Annotated in this window: 26 protein-coding genes; 13 read left to right on the plus strand and 13 right to left on the minus strand. The window is 56.8% G+C overall.

Annotated features, from left to right (window positions below; translation table 11 throughout):
- Positions 1-8 precede the first annotated feature (8 nt).
- From SIAM614_RS12765 to SIAM614_RS30550, 3 genes are all read left to right on the plus strand, one after another.
- Positions 9-218: an MbtH family protein gene (locus tag SIAM614_RS12765; RefSeq protein ID WP_040440061.1), complete on the plus strand. Its 210-nt coding sequence runs from the start codon at positions 9-11 to the stop codon at positions 216-218.
- A 46-nt stretch (positions 219-264) separates the two neighbouring features.
- Positions 265-1,905, plus strand: a complete 1,641-nt coding sequence (locus SIAM614_RS12770) for a cyclic peptide export ABC transporter (protein WP_006935022.1) — start codon at positions 265-267, stop codon at positions 1,903-1,905.
- Between the two features lie 78 nt (positions 1,906-1,983).
- A complete protein-coding gene (locus SIAM614_RS30550) occupies positions 1,984-2,715 on the plus strand; it encodes a 4'-phosphopantetheinyl transferase family protein (protein ID WP_050789375.1) in 732 nt (243 codons plus the stop codon).
- Between the two features lie 329 nt (positions 2,716-3,044).
- Here SIAM614_RS30550 and SIAM614_RS12780 read toward each other — a convergent pair whose 3' ends face one another.
- Positions 3,045-3,308: a pyocin activator PrtN family protein gene (locus tag SIAM614_RS12780; protein ID WP_040440062.1), complete on the minus strand. Its 264-nt coding sequence runs from the start codon at positions 3,306-3,308 to the stop codon at positions 3,045-3,047.
- A gap of 374 nt (positions 3,309-3,682) precedes the next feature.
- On the opposite strand from SIAM614_RS12780, the gene SIAM614_RS32000 reads away from it, so the two are divergent.
- Together SIAM614_RS32000 and dusA are read left to right on the plus strand one after the other, a co-directional pair.
- Entirely contained in the window at positions 3,683-5,662 is a 1,980-nt protein-coding gene (locus SIAM614_RS32000; protein ID WP_157139830.1) for an ATP-binding protein, read from the plus strand.
- Positions 5,663-5,927: 265 nt separating this feature from the next.
- Positions 5,928-6,983, plus strand: coding sequence for a tRNA dihydrouridine(20/20a) synthase DusA (gene dusA / locus SIAM614_RS12790; RefSeq protein WP_006935038.1), 1,056 nt, complete (start codon positions 5,928-5,930; stop codon positions 6,981-6,983).
- Between the two features lie 25 nt (positions 6,984-7,008).
- Here dusA and SIAM614_RS12795 read toward each other — a convergent pair whose 3' ends face one another.
- The 4 genes from SIAM614_RS12795 to SIAM614_RS12810 form a co-directional block, all read right to left on the minus strand.
- The gene (locus SIAM614_RS12795) at positions 7,009-7,722 is read right to left on the minus strand and encodes a retropepsin-like aspartic protease family protein (RefSeq protein ID WP_006935039.1); all 714 of its coding nucleotides are present in this window, start codon (positions 7,720-7,722) and stop codon (positions 7,009-7,011) included.
- Positions 7,719-7,901, minus strand: a complete 183-nt coding sequence (locus tag SIAM614_RS12800; RefSeq protein ID WP_040440134.1) for a DUF1289 domain-containing protein — start codon at positions 7,899-7,901, stop codon at positions 7,719-7,721. The genes SIAM614_RS12795 and SIAM614_RS12800 overlap by 4 nt, the downstream gene beginning before the upstream one ends.
- A 72-nt stretch (positions 7,902-7,973) precedes the next feature.
- Positions 7,974-9,170, minus strand: coding sequence for an alpha/beta hydrolase (locus SIAM614_RS12805; RefSeq protein WP_006935044.1), 1,197 nt, complete (start codon positions 9,168-9,170; stop codon positions 7,974-7,976).
- A gap of 48 nt (positions 9,171-9,218) precedes the next feature.
- Entirely contained in the window at positions 9,219-10,091 is an 873-nt protein-coding gene (locus SIAM614_RS12810; RefSeq protein ID WP_157139831.1) for an adenosylcobinamide-GDP ribazoletransferase, read from the minus strand.
- A gap of 107 nt (positions 10,092-10,198) precedes the next feature.
- Between SIAM614_RS12810 and cobT the strand changes: the two genes are divergently transcribed.
- Positions 10,199-11,224 carry a nicotinate-nucleotide--dimethylbenzimidazole phosphoribosyltransferase gene (gene cobT, locus SIAM614_RS12815; RefSeq protein WP_006935046.1) on the plus strand — a complete coding sequence of 342 codons (1,026 nt, stop codon included), beginning with the start codon at positions 10,199-10,201 and terminating at the stop codon, positions 11,222-11,224.
- Between the two features lie 60 nt (positions 11,225-11,284).
- On the opposite strand, the gene SIAM614_RS12820 is transcribed toward cobT, so the two are convergent.
- Positions 11,285-12,841 (minus strand): sensor histidine kinase, encoded by a 1,557-nt coding sequence (locus SIAM614_RS12820; protein WP_006935047.1) that lies wholly within the window; start codon positions 12,839-12,841, stop codon positions 11,285-11,287.
- A gap of 130 nt (positions 12,842-12,971) precedes the next feature.
- On the opposite strand from SIAM614_RS12820, the gene SIAM614_RS12825 reads away from it, so the two are divergent.
- Both SIAM614_RS12825 and SIAM614_RS12830 read left to right on the plus strand, forming a co-directional pair.
- Positions 12,972-13,616, plus strand: a complete 645-nt coding sequence (locus tag SIAM614_RS12825; protein ID WP_040440065.1) for a uracil-DNA glycosylase family protein — start codon at positions 12,972-12,974, stop codon at positions 13,614-13,616.
- A 158-nt stretch (positions 13,617-13,774) separates the two neighbouring features.
- Positions 13,775-14,266: an Lrp/AsnC family transcriptional regulator gene (locus SIAM614_RS12830; protein WP_208983979.1), complete on the plus strand. Its 492-nt coding sequence runs from the start codon at positions 13,775-13,777 to the stop codon at positions 14,264-14,266.
- Between the two features lie 66 nt (positions 14,267-14,332).
- Here the strand turns inward: SIAM614_RS12830 and SIAM614_RS12835 are convergent, their stop codons facing one another.
- From SIAM614_RS12835 to SIAM614_RS12845, 3 genes are all read right to left on the minus strand, one after another.
- The gene (locus tag SIAM614_RS12835; RefSeq protein WP_006935050.1) at positions 14,333-14,743 is read right to left on the minus strand and encodes a VOC family protein; all 411 of its coding nucleotides are present in this window, start codon (positions 14,741-14,743) and stop codon (positions 14,333-14,335) included.
- A 66-nt stretch (positions 14,744-14,809) separates the two neighbouring features.
- Positions 14,810-15,307, minus strand: coding sequence for a helix-turn-helix domain-containing protein (locus SIAM614_RS33535; RefSeq protein WP_006935051.1), 498 nt, complete (start codon positions 15,305-15,307; stop codon positions 14,810-14,812).
- A gap of 431 nt (positions 15,308-15,738) precedes the next feature.
- A complete protein-coding gene (locus SIAM614_RS12845) occupies positions 15,739-16,407 on the minus strand; it encodes a TetR/AcrR family transcriptional regulator (RefSeq protein WP_006935053.1) in 669 nt (222 codons plus the stop codon).
- Positions 16,408-16,552: 145 nt separating this feature from the next.
- Between SIAM614_RS12845 and SIAM614_RS12850 the strand changes: the two genes are divergently transcribed.
- The 4 genes from SIAM614_RS12850 (at position 16,553) to SIAM614_RS12865 (ending at position 21,650) form a co-directional block, all read left to right on the plus strand.
- Entirely contained in the window at positions 16,553-18,589 is a 2,037-nt protein-coding gene (locus SIAM614_RS12850) for an NADH:flavin oxidoreductase (RefSeq protein ID WP_006935054.1), read from the plus strand.
- Positions 18,590-18,736: 147 nt separating this feature from the next.
- The gene (locus tag SIAM614_RS12855; RefSeq protein ID WP_006935058.1) at positions 18,737-19,972 is read left to right on the plus strand and encodes an aromatic ring-hydroxylating oxygenase subunit alpha; all 1,236 of its coding nucleotides are present in this window, start codon (positions 18,737-18,739) and stop codon (positions 19,970-19,972) included.
- A 4-nt stretch (positions 19,973-19,976) separates the two neighbouring features.
- The gene (locus SIAM614_RS12860; protein WP_006935059.1) at positions 19,977-21,050 is read left to right on the plus strand and encodes a hybrid-cluster NAD(P)-dependent oxidoreductase; all 1,074 of its coding nucleotides are present in this window, start codon (positions 19,977-19,979) and stop codon (positions 21,048-21,050) included.
- 99 nt (positions 21,051-21,149) lie between these two features.
- Positions 21,150-21,650 carry a DUF302 domain-containing protein gene (locus SIAM614_RS12865; protein ID WP_006935060.1) on the plus strand — a complete coding sequence of 167 codons (501 nt, stop codon included), beginning with the start codon at positions 21,150-21,152 and terminating at the stop codon, positions 21,648-21,650.
- Between the two features lie 34 nt (positions 21,651-21,684).
- On the opposite strand, the gene SIAM614_RS12870 is transcribed toward SIAM614_RS12865, so the two are convergent.
- From SIAM614_RS12870 to SIAM614_RS32005, 3 genes are all read right to left on the minus strand, one after another.
- The gene (locus tag SIAM614_RS12870; protein WP_006935061.1) at positions 21,685-22,395 is read right to left on the minus strand and encodes a DNA alkylation repair protein; all 711 of its coding nucleotides are present in this window, start codon (positions 22,393-22,395) and stop codon (positions 21,685-21,687) included.
- Between the two features lie 13 nt (positions 22,396-22,408).
- Positions 22,409-23,290 (minus strand): NAD(P)-dependent oxidoreductase, encoded by an 882-nt coding sequence (locus tag SIAM614_RS12875; protein ID WP_006935062.1) that lies wholly within the window; start codon positions 23,288-23,290, stop codon positions 22,409-22,411.
- Positions 23,291-23,387: 97 nt separating this feature from the next.
- On the minus strand, positions 23,388-23,540 hold the full coding sequence (locus SIAM614_RS32005) for a hypothetical protein (protein ID WP_157139833.1): 153 nt from the start codon (positions 23,538-23,540) through the stop codon (positions 23,388-23,390).
- Positions 23,541-23,639: 99 nt separating this feature from the next.
- Between SIAM614_RS32005 and SIAM614_RS12880 the strand changes: the two genes are divergently transcribed.
- A complete protein-coding gene (locus tag SIAM614_RS12880) occupies positions 23,640-24,530 on the plus strand; it encodes a LysR substrate-binding domain-containing protein (RefSeq protein ID WP_040440068.1) in 891 nt (296 codons plus the stop codon).
- A 6-nt stretch (positions 24,531-24,536) separates the two neighbouring features.
- On the opposite strand, the gene SIAM614_RS12885 is transcribed toward SIAM614_RS12880, so the two are convergent.
- Positions 24,537-25,703 (minus strand): trans-sulfuration enzyme family protein, encoded by a 1,167-nt coding sequence (locus SIAM614_RS12885; RefSeq protein WP_006935065.1) that lies wholly within the window; start codon positions 25,701-25,703, stop codon positions 24,537-24,539.
- Positions 25,704-25,800 lie beyond the last annotated feature (97 nt).

The following is a 25,800-nucleotide window of genomic DNA, read 5'->3' on the forward strand; positions in this document are numbered from 1 at the left end:
AGACGGCGATGACAAATCCATTCGACGATCCGGACGGCATTTTCCATGTGCTGGTGAATGATGAGGAACAGCATTCTCTCTGGCCCGAATTCGTGCCTATTCCCGAGGGCTGGCGGTCGGTTTTCGGTCCCGGCAAGCGGCAGGACTGCGTGGACTATGTCAACGAGAACTGGACGGACATCCGCCCGAAAAGCCTTCGAGACGCTGCCCTTAGCTGACACATTTCTCAAACGGTGAAGACCCACCCGGAGCGCCTGTTTTTCGATGAATTTCTTTCGTCTTTTATATCGTGAAGCGGGCGACAGCAAACGCTCCTTCCTGCTGCTTTCTTTGGTGCCCGGGTTGGTCATGGGGCTCATCATCGCGGTCATCAACGCGGTGACAAACTACCAGCAGAACACCGGCCTTCAGTGGCAATATCTCGGCCTGTTCGTGCTGGGCTGCGCGACCGTACTTTTCACGATGAACCGGGCGCTCAACATGGCGACTGCAATCATCGCCGATTACCTGTGCCGCCTGCGGATCCGGGTGACGGCGCAAGTCCGCAGTCTCAACCTCGCTACCGTTGAAGAAATTGGCCTCAACCGCATTCGGGCGGCAGTCGGCCGTGACCATCAGACAATCGAGGAAACAGCGCCGGCGCTCGTCGGCCTGATCTACTTCGTCATGCAATTGGTCATGTCGGCGCTCTACATCTGCTACCTGTCGCCACTTGCCTTTGCCGTTACGCTGGCCTTTCTGGCGGGGGCCATCTTCTTCTATCGCAAGAGCTACCGCGATGCAGAGGAACTGATGCGCCAGGCTAGCCTGAGCGAACAGGCCTTTCACAACAGCTTCGAGAACATTCTGAGTGGCTTCAAGGAAGTGAAGCTGAACGCACAGCGCAGTGACGATCTCTTCCACAACTACATTATTCCGCGATCGGAGCAGGTCGAGGATCTTCGGGTGGAATCCGGCCGCTCCTTCAACTACGGCCAGTCGGTCAGCGATGTCTTCTTCTATACGCTCATGGGGACGCTGGTCTTTGCCATTCCGTTCTATGTGTCGGATCTGTCGATCCCGGGCAAGATTGTCACCGTGATCGTCTTTGCCAGTGGTGCGATCACCTCGATCATCCGCATGTTGCCGGTGGTCTCGAGGGCCAATCTGGCGGTGTCCAATATCGAGGAATTGAGAAAGCTTCTGGAGAAGCACGGCGAGGCGGCCGTGGAGCGCGCTGAAGTCCGTCAGGCAAAGCTCTCGAAAGGCATCTCATTGAAGAAGATCGCCTACACCTATCACAGTGAAAACGGCGACCGTCCCTTTTCGATCGGGCCTTGCGATCTGGACATCGCATCCGGTGAAATGGTCTTCATTGTCGGCGGCAACGGCAGTGGCAAGTCGACCCTCGCAAAGATCCTGACCGGGCTTTATGAACCAAGTGGCGGGCACCTGTCGTGGGACGACAAGGTCGTGAAACCGGAAAACATCGACCGGTACCGTAGCCTGTTTTCGGTCATCTTTTCCGACTTCCACCTGTTCGACCGGCTCTACGGCCTGGATCTGACGGACGAGCAGAAGCTTTACGATCTGCTGGAAGACATGAAGCTCGACGAGAAGATTCACTACCGGAACAACCGGTTCAGCACGACCAACCTGTCCACCGGCCAGAGAAAGCGGCTTGCCATGGTGGTCGCCCTGCTGGAAGACAGGGATGTCTACCTGTTCGATGAATGGGCCGCCGACCAGGACCCGGAATACCGGCGCTGGTTCTATACCGATTTCCTGACGAAGCTGAAGAAAGAAGGCCGCACCGTCATCGCGATCACGCATGACGACCGGTATTTCGATGTCGCCGACAAGATCGTCTGGATGGAAGAGGGCAGGATCAGCAAGGTGTCCGGGCCGGCTGACGCAACGGTATAAGACGATGGGCGAGGGAAGACGAACAGGGCACTCCGTGTGTCACGCAAAGAACCTGCACGGTGATAGGCCCGGCAAACGATGCCCAAGACCAGCTATCCAGGAGAGAACTTGCCGAACGCCAGGGTAAGCATTTTGGAGACGGATGGCTGCGAGGCAGATGATCTCGATGCCGCGCTGCAAACTCTGTCTCAGGAAGAACTGCAGCGGTTCCGGGCATTTCATTTCGATCAGGACCGGAAGGATTACGCATTTGCGCATGCCCTGCTGCGACGAACCTTGAGCGATCTGGATCTCGGCACGGCACCGTGCGACTGGCAATTCGCGCCATTGGCTTCGGGCAAGCCTGCCGTTGCGGATCGGTCAGACCTCGACTTCAGCCTGACGCACACACGTGGGCTGGTCGCCTGTGCCGTGACGAGGAAAGGCGCAGTCGGCATAGATGCGGAAACGGATCAGCGCGCGATCGAGGTGGATTTGTTGATGCGTGACGTATGTTCAGCCGGTGAAAGACGGGACCTTGCAACACGTCAAGGTTCCGACAAAACCTCAAGGTTTCTTGATTTCTGGACGCTGAAAGAAGCGTTTCTGAAAGCCGGTGGATTGGGCATTACAGCCGACCTCACCGCCGTCAGCTTTACCTTGGTCGGGGACCGCGACATAGCGCTGTCTGCCCCACCAGACCTTGCTCGTCCGAACAGTTCCTTCCAGATCTGCAGGCGTCCGGGCCAGTGGCGTGTGGCGCTGGCGGTCTCTGGCGAACTTGACGCCAGGGACGTTGAAATGACCCTTTCTGCAAACCGGTGCTTTTGAAAAGCGCTCAAATTTGCTATCTCGCGTCAACTTGACATGATCCACATGAGATCAAATTCGGACAACGCCCAATGGCAATTGTCCCAACCGGATGACGGATATCCGGTGCCAGTTCCGTGCAGTTGAAGAAAAATGCAAAAGTATCAAGAGCATAAGTTTTCCATCGCCCCGATGATGGATATCGGCGACTGAGTAAAAAAGATTTATAAAAACAAATAGATATAGTGATGCGTTCCTTCATGATGTACCAATGTTGTACTTTTGGAACGACCATCAGCAAATGAGAAGTCGACACGAAGGTGCTTTGAAATGGGAGAAAGCCGTCAGGCTTACCTCGTGAGCGCTTCCATCTCTTTCACGGCTGCAGAGCGGCGTTCATCAAGGTAATTTGCGAGGTCCTGAATACTGATACCTCGAGCAGACTTTTGACTTTTAGGATCGGAACGAACGACTGGGAGTTTGATCTCTCCTGCACTAATCTTTCGCAGAAACTTCATCCTTGTGAGGTGAGGGAAGTAATCCGCCACCACACGGTCTGTCGGTACTACCGCCAAGCCATCATATTGCGCCATCAAAATAAAAACTGTCCTCATTTCGTTGACTCCTTGCAGACGGGTAAGCGTCGCTGTTCTGAGAGGTTGAAGTCGAAAAAAACAAGGACGCGCATATCCACTTTCTGTCTTGGAACTGATTGGTGTTTCCTGGCGTAACCGACCAATCAGCAAAGCGTCCGCAAGTTGGGCGTTAGGCATAAATGAACTCGGTCCTGAAAACCGTCGTTTGTTGCCCGGTGGGCAAAGGTCCATAGAGGCGGAAAGTAACCACCTTGGTATTGCTGTAATGACGGTTTGGACGTTGTGGTACCAGTAGCCAATATATTCTGCTGAATATTGTAGAAACCACTAATATCCTCGTTTAAGTTGAAGACTGGTCTGTTCCTAGCGCTGCGACAATGGAGAAAGTGAGTATGGCAATTGAGGTTTATCCAGGTCGCCACCCAAACTTCGATATTACCAATTTTGAACCTTTACAGCAGAGAGTTCTTCGCCGAATGGAGAAGATGTTTCATCTTACTCGCGGCGGTGAAATCACTGTCGGCAACCAGAAAAGTCATTATCGCTACGCACTCGTAAAGCCATGCGGAAATATGCGCGGCATTCTTCACACCGATCGCGAAGTACTAGTAGTTTTTTCGTCATATGCAGAGTTTCAACCTCGATCGATTGATGCATTTGATCATATTCTTGAGCAAAGCTCGGAAGATTTCCGTATCGAGAAAGTTGCGCGAATACTAATCAGTGGCGATGTAAATATCGGAAAAAAACTTCGTGTGCTGTTTGAAAGTCGGCCAGACGCACCGGTCGTAATACCATATCACTACACGGAGTTCTCACTTGGTACATCAGATGCCGATATTGTTACTAGAGTTCGAGAATTTACATTCTCTCGAGATTTATTTTCTATGTCATCTCCGCTTCGTTCCGAACTCTATTTCTATGGACGTTCAAATATCATCAATGAAATCACGTCAAAACTCGCATCAGGTGAGAATTTTGGTTTGTTCGGATTGCGAAGAAGTGGCAAGACTTCGCTGATTTCTGGTATAGCTAGAGCATTGACAAATAGAAATGGCGCAAGCGTAACTATTGACTGCCAATCGCCTTCAGTACATCAATTGCGTTGGAACGAACTTTTGAGGCAAATAGCAAACGAGCTAAAGTCAGCATTTTCGGTTAAACATAAAGTGGGTAATGAAGATGCCTATAGCGAGAAAAACGCTGCAACGAATTTTGCGGAAGACGTTCGAATAATATCAAAGCAAGCTAAGAAAGAGTTCTTCGCCGTTCTTTTTGATGAGATTGAGCGTATAGCCCCTGGAACAGCATCTTCAGAGCACTGGAATAACGAACGAGATTTTCTTCTCTTTTGGCAATCAATGCGAGCAGCGTTCCAAAGTACCTCATCGCCCCTTGTTTACCTGATTGTTGGAACTAACCCTCACTGCATCGAGGCCGTTAAGCTATTTGAAAGCGATAACCCGTTGTTTGGAAATGTTGAAAAACGTTTCATCCCTATGTTCACACCTGAGCAGATTTCAGAAATGGTGGGCGATTTGGGAGGTATTATGGGGGTCGAATTTGATCTCGAAAGTCAAATAAAACTCTTCCAGGACTTTGGAGGGCATCCATTTCTTACGCGATACGCTTGCAGTTTTATTGCAAAGTCGGCAAAAAATCGGCCTGTAACCGTTGATCGCACTCTCTATGCCATAGGCGTCAACCATTATACGACCGAGTCTGATAGTTATGTCGAGTCTGTCGTTGGATTACTCAAAGAGCAATACCCGGACGAGCATTTGATGCTAGAATATATTGGCCAAGGCGACGTCAATAGCTTTAATTTACTTGCGCAACAAGATCCTGTTTTGCTTGAACATTTATCGGGGTATGGTGTTCTTAAGAAAGGCCTTGAAGGAACCTACTTTAACATTGGTATTGTTGAGAGATACTTCTCAAGAAAGGCAAAGCCAACCCAATTAGTCAGAGCTGAAGATCGCTTAGCAGAAATTTCAAGAAGGCGAAATTCACTTGAAAGAAGTCTTCGCTCCCATATCAAGGTTGTTTTCTCTGTACAGTTTTCCAAGTCGAAGCGTCGAGAGAGCCTTCTTTCGAAGCTCATTGAGCGTCGGCGCGGTGACCTATCTGGAGTGGATTTTGACGATCTTCTGGCTGAAGGTGCGAGCCCACTATACTTTGACGAACTTAAATCAATTGTCTTGGGGTTTTGGAAAGAGTTTGAAAACTCTTTGGACATGAGCAAGACGGAATTTGAGTATCACATGGGTGTAGTGAACAGGGCACGGTATGATGCTCATGCTAAAGATGTTGAAGACCATGAATTCGACAAAGCAAGAGTTTCTCTTAGTGAGCTTGAGGCTAGGCTCTGATCAGATCATTATATCTGTTGGTTGATCATGATCTGCTCTTGATTGGTCGCATTCAATTTTTAACTGGCCCTTCGTGGGTAGGGGGGCGTGGTCAGGAGCAGCTTTGGTATGCTAACGAACACGATATATCAGAGGGCAACGGCACCTCGGTCGTAAAAATCGCGGCTGTGCGAGAGGGATGAATTCCGCTACACCATCGACAATTGGCTACACCATTTAGTGTAGCTAACGAACAAAAGGCCAACCACAGATAAAATATGAAGCGATGACCGAGAAGGTTGAATTGAAAAAGCTGAACTATTCCGTCAATTTGAATGCAGCCAAAGGTTTTGTAAAGCCACGTTTTGCTGCCGCCCCTATGATGGAGTGGACCGATCGTCATTGCCGTGCGTTTCACCGGCAACTGACGCGGCATGCGCTTCTCTACACGGAGATGGTGACGACTGGCGCGGTGATCCACGGCGACCGGGAATATCTCCTGGGCTTTTCCGATATCGAGCATCCGGTTGCCTGTCAGTTGGGTGGATCGGATCCGCAGGACATGGCGGAAGCGGCGCGGATCGTTGCCGAATTCGGTTATGACGAGGTCAATATCAATGTCGGCTGCCCGTCGGACCGGGTTCAGTCCGGCCGATTTGGCGCTTGCCTGATGGAGGAACCGGCCCTGGTGGCCGCGTGTGTCGAGGCAATGAAGGCGGCGGTCGATATTCCGGTGACAGTAAAATGCCGGATCGGTGTGGATGAGCAGGATCCTGAAGTTGCACTTGATACCATGGCGGATGCCGTTTTTGCGGCCGGCGCGGATGCCTTGTGGGTGCATGCGCGCAAGGCCTGGCTCAAGGGCCTCAGCCCGAAGGAAAACCGGGACATTCCGCCGCTCGACTATGAGCGGGTCCTGCGGCTGAAGCAGCGTCTGCCGGACAGGTTCATAGGACTCAATGGCGGATTGCAGACGCTGGATCAGGCGGAACCGTTTCTGGAAACGCTGGACGGACTGATGTTCGGCCGCGCGGCCTATCACACACCGCAGATCATGGGTGAGGTCGACCGGCGGCTTTATGGTGCCTCTGGGCCGGATATCACGCCCTGGGACGCGGTCAAGGCACATATGCCTTATCTGGAAGCGCAACTGACCAATGGCGTGAAGCTGGCGCATATGACGCGCCATATGCTGGGCCTGTTCCACGGGCGCCCGGGTGCCCGGTCCTGGCGGCGTATCCTGACGGTGGAAGCGATCAAGCCAGGTGCTGGCCTGGAAGTGGTCGAGAAGGCGCTGGCAGCGGTCAGCCCTGCCGGCGCCGATCTGGCTGCCGCTGAATAGGGCTACAGCGTAGTTCCCAATCCGTTCAGGGTGTCATGATCAGCTTGTCGCCCTCAATCCGCCAACTGCGCAGATGGTCGAGCGCGGTCATGCCGAAGAGGCTGGAATCGAGCGTGCCTTGCCGGCCGACGAAACCCCGGATGTTGCGCAGCGTGTGATCGCCGATGGTGATCGTGTCGATCTTGACAGGGGCGACGAGTGCGCGCCCGTTGGCGGTTGAAACGGGCACGGAGAACGTCAGATCTTGCGGACGGTACCCCGCCCGTATCGCATCCTCGTAGGTCAGGACGACGGCGCTGGCTCCTGTATCCAGCAAAAACTCGACGCGGGCACCATTGATGCGCCCATCCAGAACGAAGTGGCCGCCGGCGTCGCGAACGATCAATATGGTTCCATCCGGCTGGGTGACCGCGAGGCCAGGGGCCAGCGCACCAAGGACCCGGTAACCGGCCTGAACCAGTTCCGCCTTGTAAACATAACCGACGACGAGCAGAGCACAGAAACCGCCCCAGAACACCGTGCCATGCAGGATCTCGCGTGCCTTCGGCTGGCCGAACAGGAAACTGGCCAGAAACACGAAGGCGAGCGCGGACAGGGCTACAATGCGGGGGCCGCTGTCATCGAAATTGACATTGGCCGGGTCGGTCGGGTCACCAAAAAAGGCATAGAATGCGGCCGCAGCCATCACCAGAACCAGAATGACGACCATGAATCCGCGGAAGCGCTTGGGGTTGTTCATCCGCGCTCTCCAGCCTCTGGATGCTGCGTCGTCCGGTTTGGCAATTCGGCAAGGATCTGGCTGCGTTTGGCGTCCGTGTAGCCCGCCCAGGACGCGATCTCGTCCAGGGTGCGCAGGCAACCTGTGCAGAGGCCGGATTTGGCGTCGATCTGGCAGATGTTGATACAGGGTGACTTCATGAAGCGCATATGGCGGCAGATTATGGCGTTGCCAAGACTAGAACGGGCGGAAAGCTGCGAAATGTGGCGGCATTAATAGCCACCTGACGCGTAGGTGAACGGTGCGGTGATGACCTTGATCGGCAAGGTGACTGCCGTCTGTGCCGTCGTGCCGACAAAGGACCCTAGGTCGTCACCCAGATTGGCACCGCGATTGTGGTCGGCACTGGAACCGAGCGCGGAACTTCCGAGTGCTTTGCGCAATTCCGGCCTGAGTTGTGCAAGCTGAGCGAACTTCGAGTGGTTGGTGCTATCAAGCGATTGCAGCTCGGTCACGTCAACCACCACCGCGCCGAGTTCTGCAAGCTCCAGGTCATCAGAATAAGCGCCGACACGTTGCTTGCCGCCGGCAATGGCGCGAGAGATACGCAGAGCCTTGTCGTCCTGGGAAACGATAACGGTAAAAGGCCGGGGCTGCGGCCCAAGCCGTTTCAGTTGGGCCTTGAAAAGGTCAATGTCGATGTCCGGTGCTGCCATGACGATATCGTCGACGTGTTGCGCGATCAGCCGACGGTTTTCCGTCCGTGCCTGGACCGCGGTTTCCATCAACAGCCAATTGCCCATGGAATGGGCCAGGACAGTAATGTTGTCGGCCTTGGTCTTGGACAATTCGACCAGCGTTTCTTCAAGCGCACCGCGCGCAATCGCGGCACTGTTCAGGTCGTAGACATAGTCTTTCAGGTTGCCGCGCGAGGCCCAGGTAAACAGGACAGGTACACCCTTGAACTGACTGTCGTTGACGATCTGCACGAAACGGTAAAGCCCTTCCGGAAAACGCGTATTGTAGCCATGAATGAACAGGATGATATCGCGCTTGCCGCGCGGCAGGGTGGCAAGCCTGGCGTTGACCGATTTCCGGAAGGCAGCCTTGTCTGCGATATAGCTCGCTTCGCGTGCGACGAAATCGGTCTTGGGGTTGCCGGGCAGTCTCTCCGGCCATTCGATCTGACCGGGTTTGTGAGAAGGCGGTACGGAAATCGAAGCTTCCGCGTAATTGACCTCCGATGCGCGTTCTCCGTTGAAATAGGTGTCCGGCCGTTCGTCCCGTTTGCGGGTCGTGACGATCAGAATATCGTTCACCTTGGCACCGGCGGCGGGTTCTTCGTTGAGAGCGAGAACGCCAACGTCGGGCCGTCCGGAGCAAGCGGACAAGATGGCAAGAACGATCAGCAGGGCCGTGGTTCGCAGACCCCAACCCTGGCGTTCAATTGAACTGTCCGATATCAACATGTGAGCCATTCCCGTATCGCCCAGGCCTTTTGCCTGAATTTCCGTTTCTCAAGGCACCATAAGCATCCCGGTCAGAAAGCCAAGGCCGCTGAGTTGTTGAACCGCGCCTAAAACATCGCCCGTAGTTCCGCCGATTTTCGATAGGGCAAGCCGACCGGTGGAGTATGCCGCCGAAAAAGCAACCAAGACGGCCAGCAGCAGGGCGGGCAAGGAGAGCAAAAGGGCAGCTGGCAGCAGCAGGGGAAGCGTGACCAAAAACGCCTGGAGCACGGTCTTGCGGGGTGGTTTGCCGAAGCGCGCTCCGAGCCCGCCGGGCCTGGCGGACGGCAGACATTGCCACTGCCAGACAAGCAGCGTGCGGCTGAAAGCCTCACCAGCCAGAAGCAGCAGCGCCGCATCTGCCGGATCGAACCTTTGCCACAGCGCTGCAAGCAGCGCGACGCGCAGCAGCAACGAGATCATCATGGCAAGGGCTCCGAAAGCGCCGATCCGGCTGTCCTTCATGATGTCGAGCCGTCTTTCGCGTGTTGCTCCGCCAAAGAAGCCGTCGGCAACATCGCTCAAACCGTCCTCGTGAAGAGCGCCGGTGGTTGCGGCAAGGACGGCGGTCAGGAGAATGGCCACGACCAGAAGCGGCAGTTGCGTAAATCCGAGCGCAACACCGACGCCGGCCGCGGGCAGTGCAATGATGGCCCCGGCCAGAGGGGCTGCGCGAGCAATGCGCACAAAGTCGGGCGGTGCCATCGGATTGTCGAGCGCGTTGACCGCCGGCAGCGACAGGCGGGAGAAGAATCGTACGCAGGCTGCGGTGTCAGCGGCGAGCTCTTTCAGCCCGCGCAGTGCGGCCTGGTTTCGATCCCGTGTTTTCTTGGACCGCGATTTCACCTGTGAATCAGGCCCTTGGTCGGTTTCAGAGCTCATCAGGCCGGTCCCGTGCTTGAGTTTTAGCAGGTCGAAGTTATAGAACAGCGGCAAAGCCAGACCAAGTGGCCGCTCGACGGCCGTGAACAACCGGAACCAAAAAAAACATGTCCCTCTCCGAGACCGCGCTGCCATTTGACGATATCCGCAATCTGGTGAAGTCCATGCCAGGTCCGGATGAAGACGCGCTTGCGAAGGTGAAAGCACGCGATGCGGAGCTGACCAAACCTGCCGGTTCGCTCGGAAGGCTTGAGGAAATTGCCGAATGGCTGGCGGCATGGTCCGGCAAGGCACCGCCGAAGATCACACGGCCGATGGTCGGAATTTTCGCAACCGCCCACGGCGTCGCGGATGAAGGCGTGTCCGCCTTTCCGAGTGCGGTCAATCGGCAGATGGTGGAAAACTTTGCCGCCGGCGGGGCCGCGATCAACCAGCTTTGCCGCGCCTATGACATCGGCCTGAAGGTGTTTGATCTGGCAGTCGACATGCCGACCCCCAGCATCACCCGCGAAGACGCCATGGACGAGGCCAATTGCGCCGCGACCATGGCTTACGGCATGGAAGCGCTCGCCGGAGGCATCGACCTCATCTGCCTCGGTGAAATGGGCATTGGCAACACCACTGTCGCCGCTGCGGTTATCAACGCGCTCTTCGGCGGCAAAGCCGAGGACTGGATTGGCCGTGGCACCGGCGTCGATGACGAGGGCCTTGCCCGCAAACGGGACGCCGTCGAAAAAGCGGTCGCGCGGTTGAATGGCGAACGGGATCCGCTGGAAATCCTGCGCCGCATCGGTGGCCGCGAGATTGCAGCCATGACCGGCCTTATCATTGCCGCGCGCCTGCAGCGCGTTCCGGTGATCGTCGATGGTTTCGTGACGACGGCGGCTGCGGCTGTCGTCTATGCAATGGATCCGTCAGGTCTCGATCACTGCCTGTTCGCCCATGTGTCCGCGGAACAGGCACATGGAAAAGTGCTGGATCATATGGGCAAGGAAGCGCTGCTCGATTTCGGCATGCGGCTGGGAGAGGGCTCGGGCGCCGCGCTTGCGGCTGGCATTGCCAAGGCGGCTGCCGAGATGCATTCCGGCATGGCCACCTTCGCCGATGCCGGTGTGTCTGAAAAGGACGACTGACTAACGGGCTGATAGGCGTTGAGCCGGCTGAAACTGCTCGACACGCAAATGCGAGTTGGTTCAGGCCGATCTTGCCTTGCCCGACGGGAAACTGTTGTCCTTGTCGTTCGGATCCACCCAGATGACATCCGGCGAATAGTTCATGATCCGGGCCCTCGGCAGGGTCACGATCACCTCTGTGCCTTCACCCGGCTTGGACTTCAGCGAGAACTTCCCGTCATGCATGTTGACAAGCGCCTGCACGATGGACAGGCCAAGGCCCGTTCCCGGTTCTGCCGTCTTGATGGCATGGGAGCCCTGGCCAAAGGCTTCCAGAACGGTTGGAATTTCATCTTCCGGAATTCCGGGCCCGGTGTCCTTGATCGATACATATTGCCCGCCGTCTGAAGTCGGACCAACCTTGATCCAGACTTCACCATTCACCGGTGTGAATTTCACCGCGTTGGACAGGAGATTGAGCACGACCTGACGCAGGGCGCGCTCGTCCGCCCACACACGCGGCAGGTCCGGCTCGTGCGTGTGGTGCAGCGAGATGGTCTTTGCCTTTGCCCGGACCTTCATCATGGTTCCGCATTCCTCGACAATGTCGTCCAGGAAAATCGGTTCCTCGTGCAACTCGTGCCGGCCGGCTTCAATGCGAGACAGGTCCAGAATTTCGTTGATCAGGTTGAGCAGGTGCTGTCCGGAGCCGTGAATGTCCTCGGCATAGGACTGGTAGTTCTTGTTGTGCATCTTGCCGAGCACTTCATCCTTCATGATTTCGGAAAACCCGAGGATGGCGTTGAGCGGCGTGCGCAGTTCATGGCTCATCGTGGCCAGAAAGCGGGACTTGGCAAGGTTGGCGGCTTCCGCCCGGCGGCGGGCTTCATCCGACATCGCGTTCGCGCTTTCCAGTTCGACGATCAGGTGATCCTTGTCGGCCCGATACTCCAGCATCGTGTTGGCATTCTTCAGGAGCTGGTTGCCCAGGATCAGGAAAAATCCTTGCGCCCCGATCGCCATGGCGGCGAGCGTATAATGGATCGGGGTTACCTGCTGCAGGAAGCTGACAGTAACGATCAGGGTCATCGGCAAGGTGCTGGCGAGCAGGCATTTCGGCAAGGTTGCCGATTGCATCGTATTCATGGCGACGACGATCAGCAGCGTCGCGAAATGAAAGATGACAAACCCGTCACCGGATTCACTTGTCTGCGGCAGCAGAAAGAAACTCGCCCAGCTGCAGCCGTAAATGAAATCGCCAAAGGCGAACCTGCGGCGCCAGTAAATCCGGGCCTTCTGGTCCGATGGTGCCTTTTCATAAGAATGGCTTGTGATCACCATCATGAAGTGGGTGCACAGTGTGACCGCGAACCATGCGCCGATGAAGATCGGGTTGATCCACAGGACGGATATTGCGGCAACGATCAAGGCCAGCAGCGGCACTGCATAGGCTGCATTGATGCGCGTGTCGGCAAACAGATGCTGGCGTTCCAGATCGAAGGACGTGTACCAGTTTTCGGGCGCACCGAGGCGGCTGCGCACATCGTTGACCGAACGCGCCATCTCCCGACGGCGCTTGGCGCGCTGTTCGTTGATGGTGACTGTGTCGTCGCCGGTTTCTGACGCAACGGATCCCATTTGCCGCCCAAAGTTTTGATTTTGTTATCGCGCTATCGCGTGTTTATTCACCTTGACTCACCATTCCTTAAGATCGTCCTCAAGATCGTGGTAAGCGAACTGTTAACCGGCTGTGCCAAGGTGCAACTCATTGTCAGAAAAGACGAATTCAGAAACGCTCGACACACTTGCCGCTGACGTGCGGTCGTGCCGCATCTGTGTTGAGAAACCGGAAAAATCGGCGTTGCCGCATGAGCCCCGGCCTGTGCTGCAAGTGTCTGGAACAGCAAGGCTTTGCGTGTGCGGCCAGGCGCCCGGAACGCGGGTTCACCAGAGCGGACGGCCGTTCACCGACCCTTCAGGAGACCGGTTGCGGAGCTGGATGGGCATTGACGAAGAAGTTTTCTACGACGCTGGCAAATTGGCGATCGTACCGATGGGGTTCTGTTTTCCGGGACTGGACACCAAAGGGGGAGACCTGCCGCCGCGCACGGAATGCCGCAAGGCCTGGCATGACCTTTTGTTCGCCGCCATGCCGCAAATCGAGCTGGTACTGGTCATCGGCCAGTATGCCCAAGCCTATCATCTTGGACCCAGCCGCCAGAAATCCCTGACGGAGACGGTGTCGAACTGGCGCCAGCATTTCGACAAACGGGAAGGCGGGAAACCCGCCGTTCTGCCACTGCCGCACCCGTCATGGCGCAACAACGCGTGGCTTCGGAAAAACCCGTGGTTTGAAACAGATCTGTTGCCGGTTCTAAGGGACGAGGTGCGGCGCCTTACAAGAACGCCGTAATTGCCAAAATTCGAAAATAATTCTCAATTCGGTGAGAATTGACATTTTCATTGAAACTCCGTTACGAGTTTTTATCTTCAATGAAAATGATTTCCCAACTTGGTGCGGTCTGCGCGGTCGGGAAAGTCTGTGGCTCCAGGCCGGATCTTGAACATATGATTGATCGTATCGACCGTCGCATCCTCTCCATTCTCCAGGAAGATTGCACCGTGCCGGTGGCCGAAATCGGCCGCAGGGTCGGTTTGTCGACCACGCCTTGCTGGCGCCGCATCCAGAAGATGGAAGAAGACGGGGTGATTACCGGCCGCGTTGCATTGCTGGATCCGGCGAAGGTCAATGCCAAGGTAACCGCGTTCGTTGCCATCACCACAAGCCAGCATTCCGAAGACTGGCTGAAGAAATTTGCCGATGTGATCCGCGAGTTTCCCGAAGTGGTCGAATTCTACCGGATGGCCGGGCAGGTGGACTATCTGCTGCGTGTCGCCGTACCGGACATCGAGGCTTACGACGCCTTTTACAAAAAGCTGATTGCCAGAATCGATATCTCTGACGTGTCGACCACCTTTGCCATGGAGCAGATCAAGAACACCACGGCGCTTCCACTCAGCTACGTGGCAACGGAAAAGCCTAAGCCTGATCGGGACAATTGACCTGGCCGGAAATAGCATCCGCTCCGGCCACCGAGCCCTGCCAGCTCAAGCGTCGCGCTGACCTCGTCAGGTCTTGGTCTTTGGCCAGTATGTTCCTATGCACCAGATGTTTCCTTCCGGGTCCTTGCAGGTGAACTCCCGGCTGCCGTAGTCCCGGTCGGTCAGGCCTTCCAGGATCGTTGCTCCAGCCGCGGTGGCCCGATCAAAAAGCATGTCGACGTCCTCCACAGCCAGATAGATTGCCTTGCCGCAAGGGCTGTCCGGTTGGCCGATGATCTTGGCAAAGGCATCGTCTCTGGCCTGGCCGACCATGATCAACGCCGAGCCGAACGCCAGTTCGCCATGCACGACGGCGCCCTGGTCGTCTCTGTGAACGTCGTGTTCAATGAACCCCAAAGTGTCGCTGAGCCAAGCGATCATCGCATTGGCATTGCCGAACCGGAAAACAGGATAAATTCTGCTTGCTTCGTAAGACATGACGTACCTCCTTTGATGACAAAGGAGATACCTCTTCACGTTCTGGCTGGATTGAAGTTTTGTTACCTACCACGCACCGGCAGATCCATTGAGGAGCCGTGTGCGCCAGGCTTCCGGCGAGCTGCCGGAGAACTCGGAAAAGTCTCGAATGAGATGGGCCTGATCAGCGTAGCCACAATCGATAGCCAATCCCGCCCAATCGATTTCGTGACTGTTTTGCACCTGTTTCAGCACCTGGCCGAACCGAATGACGCGTGCGGCTGTTTTAGGCCGAAGGCCGATATCCTTTCGGAATTTTTCGGCAAGGTGTTTTCTGCTCCAACCGATTTCCATCGCCAGAGTTCGGACCGAGGCGCGCCCTCCTGTCTGCATGAGCCTTGCGAGAACGTGATCGGAGGGCGTCAACCGAGCCGCGTCCTGCTGCAAGCGCTGCGTGACGAAGGCAAGGGCATGGTCAAGGCGAGCCTCCCAGCCCGTCATATCCTCAAGTCGCCGGACGAATTCGGAGAGATCGGCTTCGGCAACATCGGCAAATGGCAGCATTCGGTCTGTCAGGAGGTCCATGGGAAACCGGAAGAAATGCCGTGCCCCAAGGGGCGTAAAATTGATCTGCAGACACTTTTGCCCGCCCGTTCGACTGAATAAAGGCCGGTGACCTGCTGAGCCCAGCCAGAAAGCTGGGAAGCGCGTTTTCTGCCGTCGGACGCTGGCCGAGTGCGATTTCAAAAGGATCGCCGAAACTCAGGATGAGGGGAATGGTCAAGGACGCGGTTTCAACCTGCCGGTTCGTCCGGGGTTGCCGTTCTTCATAGCCGACGATGTCCGTAAAAAGATTGCACAAGCTTGCCGGTGCGGTTCGGCGCCAGAACCCGGCATCTATGCCGGACGGAGCCGAGTTGGGCGGTGGAGTGGGGGCTTGCGACGTCGCCATGATCCTTCCTTCAAGGAGGCAGGATAGGATCAACTTCGAACGCGGTCATCCTCATTTAAGAAGATTAGGCGGATGGCAGCGGATGGCGTGCAAGGAACCGCGCAAATTCGGAATCGGACACGGTTTTGCCGGTGAAGATCTCGATATAATGAGGCATGCGCTGAAGCCTGGGGCCAAGCGGTTCGTTCGGACGGTCCTTGACGATCGAGATATAGCCGATCTGCGTCAGATACATGGTGTTGGCTCTCACGTTAGCAGAGGTGTGTTCATAGCCGAAACGTTCGAACATCGCTGTGAAGGCTTCGATCCGCACCCGGTCGGCCTCTTCTAGCATGGGCGTAAGGCTGATGTCCGCGTGTGCCCAGTTGCGCATGGCAAATTCCAGCCGGGAATCGAACAGCTCCGGCAGCAGCCACAAATCGAAGAGGTTCAGGAGCGCTTCGGTAATCGTCTCCGCATAGTCCTCGGTCCGCTTGACCAGATTGCCGGTGTTTTTCGATTGCCATTGGGTGATCAGGGCGTCGAGCAGGTCTTTCCGGTCTGAAAAATGACCGTAGAAACTGGTTCTCGACAGGCCCAGCTTGTCTGCCAGCGGCATCACCTTGACGGCTTCTATGCCGTGCTCGACCAGCGCCTGGTAGGCAGCTTCTATCCAGACCTCGCGGGTGCCGCGCCAACCAGATGTCTTTTCCATCAATGGGTCGCTCATCAGCTTGCGATAACAAAGCGCCATTCCTCCGGCAATCGAAATTGACACCAATGTCGACAAAAACGACACCTATGTCGCTTTTCAGACTGTTCAAAGGTGTTCGACGGGACTTAACCTGCATAAACCTGAGGAAACCGGTGATCCGGTGGAACGCCTGGAGAGGGAAGAGATGTCGAAAGATCCGTTGTTGCAGCCCTATCAGCTCAAGCATCTGACGCTGAAAAACCGGATCATGATCACCTCGCACGAGCCTGCCTATCCCGAAGACGGCATGCCCAAGGATCGGTATCGGGCCTATCACGAGGTTCGCGCAAAGGCTGGTGTCGCGCTGACCATGACGGCAGGTTCCGCAGCGGTGTCGCGCAACTCTCCCCCTGTCTTCAACAACATCCTTGCCTACAAGGACGAGGTGGTGCCGTGGATCAAGCGGATGACGGACGCCTGTCACGAACACGACTGCGCCGTCATGATCCAGCTAACCCATCTTGGACGCCGTACGCACTGGAACAAGGGGGACTGGTTGCCGGCGGTTTCCGCCAGCCACGAACGTGAAGCGGCTCACCGGGCGTTTCCCAAGAAGGCGGAAGACTGGGATATCGCCCGCATCATCGCCGACTACGCTGATGCAGCAGAGCGGATGAAAACGGGCGGGATGGACGGCATCGAATTGGAAGCCTACGGGCATCTGATGGACCAGTTCTGGTCACCGGTCACCAACACGCTGGACGGCCCCTATGGAGGTTCTCTCGAAAACCGGATGCGGTTTTCGCTCGAGGTGATCGACGCCATTCGAAAAAGGGTCGGTGATGACTTCATCCTGGGGATTCGTTTTACCGCGGATGAAACCCTGGAGGGCGGCATCACCGAAGACGAAGGGCTGGAAATTGCCCGGCGGCTGAAGGCGACCGGAAAGATCGACTTCCTGAATGTCATTCGCGGACATATCGACACCGACCCGGGATTGACCGATGTGATTCCGGTTCAGGGAATGCGCAACGCACCGCATCTGGATTTCGCCGGACGCATCAAGAAGGAAATCGGCATGCCGACCTTCCACGCGTCCAAGATCCCCGATGTCGCAACGGCTCGTCATGCCATTGCCGAAGGCCTGTTGGACATGGTGGGCATGACACGGGCCCATATGGCAGACCCGATGCTCGTCAAGAAGATCGCAGAAAAGCGGGAGGGGGACATTCGTCCCTGCGTGGGGGCAACCTATTGTCTCGACCGGATTTATCAGGGCGGCGAAGCGCTTTGCATTCACAACCCGGCAACCGGCCGGGAACTGACCATGCCGCATGAAATCCCGCCTGCGGACGCGAAAAAGAAGGTGGTTGTCGTCGGAGCAGGTCCGGCCGGCATGGAAGCTGCGCGTGTCGCCGGCGAACGCGGGCACGATGTGACCGTGCTCGAAGCAGCTCCGCACGCTGGTGGTCAGATCCGGCTCACCGCACAGTCCGAGCGCAGACGGGAGATGATTTCGATCATCGACTGGCGCATGGAGCAATGCCAGGCAAAAGGGGTAAAGTTCCGCTTCAACACTTTTGCCGAGGCAGATGATATCACGGAGGAAAAGCCGGATGTCGTCATCGTCGCGACGGGCGGTTTGCCACACACGGACGTGCTGAGTGAAGGCAATGATCTCGTTGTGTCGGCCTGGGATATCATTGCGGGCGATGTCAAGCCCGGCAAACGCGTTCTCGTTTACGATGATGCCGGCGATCATCCTGCACTTCAGGCTGCCGAAATCATCGCAAAGTCGGGTGCCCACGTGGAGATCATGACGCCGGACAGATCCTTTGCCCCGGATGTGATGGCCATGAACCTGGTGCCGTATATGCGCGCCTTGCAGGACAAGGATGTTCGCTTCACCGTCACCTACCGCCTGAAAGCTGCAAAACGCTCCGGCAACATGATCAAAGCGGTCGTCGGCACGGACTACTCTAGCCACACCGAAGAACGGGAATTCGACCAGATCGTCGTCAATCACGGTACGATTCCGATGGACGAACTCTATTTCGAGCTGAAGCCGCTGTCGAAAAACCTTGGTTCAGTTCAGCAGGAAGCGTTGATTTTCGGCCGTCCGCAACCGCTTGACGCCAACCCGGAAGGCGCTTTCGCGCTTTACCGCATTGGCGACGCAGTCTCCGCTCGAAACACTCACGCGGCGATCTACGATGCGTTACGCTTGGTCAAGGACATTTGATATGATGCTGCACTGCACGCGGAAAATTTAGGCGACGTCTTACACGGATAAGCAAATGACGCTTTTGCGCTATGGCGGAGGGTGGGAGTGCGCCTAACGTGCCGGGCAAAGAAGGCCGGGAGACTCGGCCATTAAGGATGTGTCACCATGTTCAGCGATGCAGAAATTCTGTCCCTTTTGATGGGCCGCCGCGCCGGGTATTCTTTGCCTCAGGCTTTCTATACGGATGCCGATGTCTACCAGGCGGATCTGAAAAACATCTGGCAGAAGGAATGGATCTTCGCCGTTGCGTCGGCTGAACTGCCGAAGACCGGCAATTACGTCACGCTTCAGATCGGCGATTTTTCCGTCATCATCGTGCGCGGTGCAGATGGCGTCATTCGCGCCTTCCACAACTCCTGCCGTCACCGCGGCAGTCGTATTTGTGCTGCGTCCAAGGGATCTGCTCCCAAGCTGGTCTGCCCCTATCACCAGTGGACCTACGAACTCGACGGCAAGCTGTTGTGGGCGCGCGAGATGGGCCCTGATTTCAAGCCGGAAAACCACGGCCTGAAGACCGTGCACTGCGTGACCGTATCCGGAATGGTGTTCATCTGCCTTGCTGCGGTTGCTCCCGACACCACGGAACTGCAAAAGCAGGCGGAACGCTATCTCGCTCCCCACGATCTTTCCAACCTCAAGGTTGCGCACCAGTCGACCATCGTCGAGCAGGGCAACTGGAAGCTCGTTCTGGAAAACAACCGCGAGTGCTATCACTGCTCCGGATCGCATCCTTCGTTGTGCCGAACGTTCCCGGATGATCCCAACCTTGTGGGCGGCGACGATTCGACCTCGTCCAACGTCGGCAAGGCCCATGTGGAACGCTGTGAAAACGCGGGCCTTCCGTCGAGATACCTGATCTCGCCAAACGAACAATGGCGTTTCGTACGTATTCCGTTCCTGGGCGATGCGGTCAGCTACACGATGGACGGCAAGGCGGCCGTTTCCAAAAGGATAGGGTCCGTTCCTTTCGACAATGCCGGCTCCTGCCTGTTCTTCCACTATCCCAACACCTGGAACCATTTCCTGTCCGATCAGGTGCTGACATTCCGCGTTTTGCCGATCAGCCCCATGGAAACCGAGGTGACAACCACCTGGTTGGTGCACAAGGACGCCCAGGAAGGGGTCGACTACGATCTCAAGCGCCTGACTGAGGTCTGGATCCACACCAATGACGAGGATCGGCAGATCGTCGAGGAAAACCAGATCGGCATCAAGTCGCCGGCTTATGAGCCAGGGCCCTATTCACCGGCTCAGGAAAGCGGCGTCATCCAGTTTGTCGACTGGTATGCCCGAACCCTGGAAAACGGTCTGATGGGCCGTTTCCGCGTTGCGGCGGAGTAGACCCATGATCCCGATGCCCGGACGCGATACGCCGGTTTGGTCCGACAGTGAAGTTCTGGAATGCGTCAGCGTTCTGCCCGAGGCGCCGGGGGTGAAGACCTTCACCTTCCGTCCGCCGTCCGGCGCAACCTTTCTCTTTCGGGCCGGTCAGTTCATCACGCTGGATCTGCCGGTGCCGGGGGGAAACATCCAGCGCACCTATACGATCTCCTCGTCGCCTGTGACCAATGCCTACATCTCGGTGACGGTAAAGGTTCAGCAAGACAGCATCGGCACGAAGTGGATGCTGGAAAACCTCAAGCCCGGCATGCGCCTCAAGGCCTATGGGCCGGCCGGTCTGTTCCATTTGCCACGCAATCCGGACAGCAAATATCTGTTCATTTCCGCCGGTTCCGGTGTCACGCCCATGATGTCCATGGCGACAACGCTGTTCGAGCGCGGAGAGGATCCGGACATTTGCTTTATCCAGTGCGCAAAGCGGCCCGTGGATCTGATTTTCCGCAAGCGACTTGAATATATGGCGAGCCGCGTCAACGGCCTTCAACTGCATTTCGTGGTCACCGACACCGAGCCTTACGAGGTCTGGACCGGATATCGCGGACACTTCAACCAGTTGATGCTGGGCTTGATGTGCAACGATTATCTGGAGCGCGAAGTCTATTGCTGCGGCCCGGAAGGCTTCATGGAATCCGTGCGCGAGATCCTGAATTCGCTCGGCTTCAACATGGAAAACTATTTCCAGGAAAGCTTTCAGGCTCCGGCCGAAACCAAGGCCGAACTCACGGAATTCGACGATGTCGTGCCACAGGACGACGTGCAGGCCCAGATTGTCTTCGCAGGGTCCGAGGTGTCGGCCTGGTGTTCGCAGACCGACACGGTGCTGGCGGTTGCCAAGGACGCAGGGCTCAACATTCCCTCCGGCTGCACGTTCGGTGTCTGCGGCACCTGCAAGGTGAAGAAGCTTTCCGGGGATGTGCACATGGTCCACTCCGGCGGCATCAGCGACGAGGATATCGAGGCCGGATTCATACTGGCATGTTGCTCGAATCCGATCGGTACCGTCGAGGTCGACATCTGAGGCGGCGATAGCCGAGGAAATATTCAAAGTTTGCGATGTATCAATGGCGCGGGCATGAAGAGCGGAGTATTCTGGCCTTCATGCTCGGGAGGACGTCGCATGTTTGACAATTTCAGAAAACCGCTTCAGATCGCAATCGCCTTCGCTGGTATCGCAGCTTGCGGTACGTTGGAGGTCAGTGCCCAGACCATGCCGGAAGGCGTTACCGCCTATCAGGTGTCGGCAGCCTTTGACGACGTACGTTTCGATCTTGAAAACGCCATCGTCAACCACGGTCTTGTCATCGACTATGTCTCGCATATCGGCGATATGCTGGATCGTACGTCCGAAGACGTCGGCGGCAAGAAGCAGATCTTCGTCAACGCCCAGACCATGCTGTTCTGTTCGGCCAACCTGTCCCGCAAGGTGATGGAAGCCGATGCGGCCAACATCGCCTATTGCCCCTATTCGGTTTTCGTTTTCGAGACCCCGGACCAGCCCGGTAGTGTAACGGTTGGATACCGTCACCTGGACGAGACAGGCTCGGAGGCCTCCAAGGCGGCGATCGGCGAAGTCAATGCCTTGCTGGATGCCATCGCAAAGGAAGCGACTGGCCAGTAGAGGTTGCCGCTAAGCTCTCACCGGTGGCAACTGGCTAGACATCCTGCGCCTTGTTCAGACGGCTCAGCACCTTTTCGGATGAAAGCTCACGCACGGCCGCAGCGCCGACCTTGCGTGCTGTCCGGTTTCCGGACACTGCCAGATCCTCGGCAAGCTCAAGAGCTGCGCCGTGCAAAGGCAATGAGCGCTTGCCGATCTGGCGCAGGGCCCAGTGCACCGCTTTCCAGACGAAATTCCTCTCGTCCGTGGCCGCGGTGCGGATCACCTGCAGGTAGTCCAGAAATTCGCTGTCGGGAGCCTTTTTGGCATGAACGGCGCGCCAGGCAATCAGGGCAAAGGCGGCTCGGCGGACAAATTCGCGCTCGTCGGCGGCAAGTGCCGGAACGAGCTCGTTCGACCCCGCCCGGCGGGCGAGGACGTTCGTGAGTTGATCGCAAAGATCCCAGGAGTCGATGTCGTTCAGCCATTCAAGGGCAAGTTCTGGTGCGAGGTGCCTGGGTGGTGTCAGAAGAATGGCCAGCAGGCGGGCTTCGTGAAAGCCGCTGGCCCAAAGCTCCCGGGCGAGGTCCGGGCTCGCACCAATCGACCGGGCCAAAGGGCGTAGCACCGAAAGTGGGACGCCGAAGGCTCGGTCGGTTTCAATACCGAACCGCGCCATTCCGGCACGGTTCGCTTCAGTTCCCGCGTCACGCAGATCGTTCAATACGCTTTCGAGTGTGAAGGTTTGGTCCGCAGAGCGGGGCATGGAACGCGCCCAACTATGACTTGTCGGCGTTTTCCAGACGGGCAATCAGGCTGGAGGTATCCCAGCGCTTGCCACCCATGGCCTGAACCTCGGCGTAAAACTGATCGACCAGCGCCGTGACGGGCAGGCGGGCGCCGGTTTCATTGGCGGTCTTCAGGCAGATGCCGAGATCCTTGCGCATCCAGTCGACCGCAAAGCCATAGTCGAACTTGCCGTCATTCATGGTCTCCCAACGGTTTTCCATCTGCCAGGACTGGGCAGCGCCGCCCTTGATTGCGGAGATGACCTTGGCAACGTCGAGATCCGCTTTCTTGGCGAAGTGAATGGCTTCGGAAAGGCCCTGTACCAGTCCGGCGATGCAGATCTGGTTGACCATCTTGGTCAGTTGCCCTGCGCCGCTTTCGCCCATCAGGCCGGCGAACTTGGCGAAACATTCGATGACCGGTTTGGCCTTGTCGAAAGCGTCCTGGTCGCCGCCGCACATCACGGTCAGAACGCCGTTTTCAGCGCCTGCCTGGCCACCGGAAACCGGCGCATCAATGAAGCCGCACCCCTTTTCGCTGGCCGCTACATAAAGCTCGCGGGCAACTTCAGCGGACGCGGTGGTGTTGTCGATGAAGATTGCGCCTTCCTTCAAGCCGTGAAAGGCGCCATCCGCACCGGTCGTGACGGAGCGAAGGTCGTCGTCATTCCCGACGCAGGCAAAAACAAAATCGCAGCCCTCAGCCGCTTCCTTGGGGGTTTTGGCAAAGGTCCCGCCAAACTCGGAGACCCATTTTTCGGCCTTCGCAGAGGTCCGGTTATAGACTGTGACGTCGTGGCCGCCCTTGGTTTTCAGGTGTCCCGCCATCGGATATCCCATGACGCCCAGACCTATGAATGCAACCTTTGCCATGACGACGCTCCCTTCGCATGCGAAGGCCCGGTACGAGCCGGGCCTTTAACTGAACTGGTTCATCATGGTTTTAGGCTATTTGCCGCGTGCTGTCAGCTTAGATCCAGTAGGGAGCTCGCTGCCAGAGCCGCAAATGGCGCTCCCGCTTTTTCGACTGGGCGTCCAGGTGCTGCTGGGTACGCGCGTCGGGGCGGGTGTTGCTGGTAAAGCGGGTTGCCTCCAGAAAGCTACGTGCGTAAATACCAAACATGTGCTTACATCCTCTTGCTGTGCGTGTGAGAGGAATGTGGCTGGTAATGGTGTTGAATGCCAGTCAGGAAGATTTTTAACATGTAAGGAAAAATTACATATGGATTGGCGATCACTCCCATCCCTCAACAGTCTGAGAACCTTTACTGCTGTTGCCGAGACCTGCAGTCTTTCGGCCGCAGGACGAGAGTTGAACGTCACGCACGCGGCCGTCAGTCAGCAGGTCAAGGCTCTTGAGCAGTTTCTGGGGTTGAAACTGATTGTTCGTGAGGGCAGGGGAATTGCGCTGACGCCCGAAGGCAAGCAACTGTTCGAAGGGTTGAGCGAAGGCTTCGAGATCATCCACGAAACGGTCGATGAACTGACACGGGAAGACCTTGTTCGCCCGCTCAACATCACCATGACGCCGTCCTTTGCCATAAGCTGGCTGATGCCGAGGATCAGCGACTTCCGGCACAAGCATCCGGATGTCGAGCTGATGCTCAATCCGACGGCTGAAGTGGTTGAACTCAAGCCCGGCGGCGTCGATCTTGCCATTCGCTTTGGCAAGGGCAATTGGACAGGGCTTGAGTCGGAACTTTTCATCCCGACGAATTTTGCGGTCATCGGTGCAAGTTGCCTGATCGGCGACAAGAAGATCGAAAGTCCAGAAGACCTTCTGGAGTTTCCGTGGCTACAGGAATACGGCACCAATGAATTAACCATCTGGCTGGAGCGCCAGGGTGTCGTGCCCAAGGGCAAGCTGAACATCACCCATTTGCCGGGCTACATGGTGCTGGAAGGGTTGCGGCGGGGCGACGGCATTTCAGCCACCGCCAAGACCTTCGTCGAACCGGAAATCGAGGCCGGCAATCTCAGGGTTCTGTTCGAAGACGGCGTCTATCCCGGAACCGGGTACCATCTGGTGACCCGCCCGGGTGTCAATCGTCCGCCCCTCAAGGCCTTCATGAGCTGGCTGCGCAGCATGCGGGCCGAGCAGCTTTCCGATTAGATAAGATCAGGTCGCGGCAAGGGCCTGATCCATGTCCGCAATCAGATCGTCGCAATTCTCGATGCCGATGGACAGGCGCAACAGGTTTTCCGGAATTCCGGAGCCTTCGCCTTCAATGGTGTAGCGATGTTCGACGAGACTTTCGGTGCCGCCAAGGGAGGTTGCCCGCTGGAACAGGGCGAGTGCACCTGTGACCTTCAACGCTTCACTCTTGCCACCCTTGACCAGAATGGACATCAGTGAGCCGAAGCCACCGGTCATCTGGCTCTTTGCAAGTTCATGGTGCGGGTGGCTTTCGACGCCGGGATACAGCACGACTTCCACGTTCGGATGTTTCTCGAAATGCTCCGCAAAGGCCTGCGCCGTGCTGTTCATCCGCTCAACGCGCAGCCCAAGCGTTCTCATGCCCCGCAGCAAGAGCCAGGTTTCGAAAGAGCCGAGAACGGCACCTGCCAGTTTGCGCTCTTCGGTCAGAAAGGCCCAGGCTTCGCTGCCGGCATCGTTGGTCGTCACGACACCGCCCAAGAGGTCGGAATGACCGTTGAGCGCCTTGGTGGCTGAATGCATCACAAGATCGGCACCGAGCGACAGCGGCTTGAGGATCAGCGGGGTCGCAGCCGTGGCATCGACGGCAAGCACGGCGTCCACATCTTTGCACTGGCTGGCAATGCTCTTGATATCGGCGACTTTCAGGAACGGGTTGCTGGGTACTTCCAGCCACACCAGGTCCGGGCGTGTCACGGCCATCTCGTCCTGAAACGCCTGAAGATCACTGGCATCGGCTTCCACCAGAGCGATCTTGTTGCGTGCGCAGAGTTTGCGCAGAAACAGGGTGGTGCCCCAGTAGATGCCTGACTGAACAAGCAGCGTGCCACCCGGCTTGACGATGCGGGCGACAGCCGCAACAGCGGCCATGCCGGAGGCAAACAGACGACTGTCCTCACCACCTTCAAGAGCGGCAATCAGCTTTTCGGTCTTCTTGTAAAGCGCATTGTCGTCACGGCTGTAGATATGACCCGGATTGATCAGCTCATAGCTTTCATCCCGCACGAAAGTGGTCGCCGTCTGGATCGGCGGCACGACGGCACCCGTTGCCGCATCAAAACCACCGCCGCCATGGGCAAGCAGGCTGTCGAGGTGAAGACCATGGGCGATGGAGGGCGTTTTCGGCATGGGAGGGCTCCGTGATTGGGTGCCCTATCGGGTTATCGCGCGCGAAAAGAATAATCAAATGAAAACAAGCAGTTTGAAAAAGCTGGTGCGGCCTTGA

This window comes from Roseibium aggregatum IAM 12614, from assembly GCF_000168975.1.
GTDB lineage: Bacteria > Pseudomonadota > Alphaproteobacteria > Rhizobiales > Stappiaceae > Roseibium > Roseibium aggregatum.

Coding starts and splice junctions, on each gene's coding strand:
- dusA (WP_006935038.1), top strand. CDS start 5,928: ATGACCGAGAAGGTTGAATTGAAAAAGCTGAACTATTCCGTCAATTTG.
- SIAM614_RS12875 (WP_006935062.1), bottom strand. CDS start 23,290: ATGGCAAAGGTTGCATTCATAGGTCTGGGCGTCATGGGATATCCGATG.
- SIAM614_RS32005 (WP_157139833.1), bottom strand. CDS start 23,540: ATGTTTGGTATTTACGCACGTAGCTTTCTGGAGGCAACCCGCTTTACC.
- SIAM614_RS32000 (WP_157139830.1), top strand. CDS start 3,683: ATGGCAATTGAGGTTTATCCAGGTCGCCACCCAAACTTCGATATTACC.
- SIAM614_RS12805 (WP_006935044.1), bottom strand. CDS start 9,170: ATGTTGATATCGGACAGTTCAATTGAACGCCAGGGTTGGGGTCTGCGA.
- SIAM614_RS12845 (WP_006935053.1), bottom strand. CDS start 16,407: ATGGCGCTTTGTTATCGCAAGCTGATGAGCGACCCATTGATGGAAAAG.
- SIAM614_RS12810 (WP_157139831.1), bottom strand. CDS start 10,091: ATGAGCTCTGAAACCGACCAAGGGCCTGATTCACAGGTGAAATCGCGG.
- SIAM614_RS12795 (WP_006935039.1), bottom strand. CDS start 7,722: ATGAACAACCCCAAGCGCTTCCGCGGATTCATGGTCGTCATTCTGGTT.
- SIAM614_RS12820 (WP_006935047.1), bottom strand. CDS start 12,841: ATGGGATCCGTTGCGTCAGAAACCGGCGACGACACAGTCACCATCAAC.
- SIAM614_RS12800 (WP_040440134.1), bottom strand. CDS start 7,901: ATGAAGTCACCCTGTATCAACATCTGCCAGATCGACGCCAAATCCGGC.
- SIAM614_RS30550 (WP_050789375.1), top strand. CDS start 1,984: ATGCCCAAGACCAGCTATCCAGGAGAGAACTTGCCGAACGCCAGGGTA.
- SIAM614_RS12780 (WP_040440062.1), bottom strand. CDS start 3,308: ATGAGGACAGTTTTTATTTTGATGGCGCAATATGATGGCTTGGCGGTA.
- SIAM614_RS12835 (WP_006935050.1), bottom strand. CDS start 14,743: ATGTCTTACGAAGCAAGCAGAATTTATCCTGTTTTCCGGTTCGGCAAT.
- SIAM614_RS12850 (WP_006935054.1), top strand. CDS start 16,553: ATGTCGAAAGATCCGTTGTTGCAGCCCTATCAGCTCAAGCATCTGACG.
- SIAM614_RS12860 (WP_006935059.1), top strand. CDS start 19,977: ATGATCCCGATGCCCGGACGCGATACGCCGGTTTGGTCCGACAGTGAA.
- SIAM614_RS12865 (WP_006935060.1), top strand. CDS start 21,150: ATGTTTGACAATTTCAGAAAACCGCTTCAGATCGCAATCGCCTTCGCT.
- SIAM614_RS12765 (WP_040440061.1), top strand. CDS start 9: ATGACAAATCCATTCGACGATCCGGACGGCATTTTCCATGTGCTGGTG.
- SIAM614_RS12885 (WP_006935065.1), bottom strand. CDS start 25,703: ATGCCGAAAACGCCCTCCATCGCCCATGGTCTTCACCTCGACAGCCTG.
- SIAM614_RS12880 (WP_040440068.1), top strand. CDS start 23,640: ATGGATTGGCGATCACTCCCATCCCTCAACAGTCTGAGAACCTTTACT.
- SIAM614_RS33535 (WP_006935051.1), bottom strand. CDS start 15,307: ATGGACCTCCTGACAGACCGAATGCTGCCATTTGCCGATGTTGCCGAA.
- SIAM614_RS12770 (WP_006935022.1), top strand. CDS start 265: ATGAATTTCTTTCGTCTTTTATATCGTGAAGCGGGCGACAGCAAACGC.
- SIAM614_RS12855 (WP_006935058.1), top strand. CDS start 18,737: ATGTTCAGCGATGCAGAAATTCTGTCCCTTTTGATGGGCCGCCGCGCC.
- SIAM614_RS12870 (WP_006935061.1), bottom strand. CDS start 22,395: ATGCCCCGCTCTGCGGACCAAACCTTCACACTCGAAAGCGTATTGAAC.
- cobT (WP_006935046.1), top strand. CDS start 10,199: ATGTCCCTCTCCGAGACCGCGCTGCCATTTGACGATATCCGCAATCTG.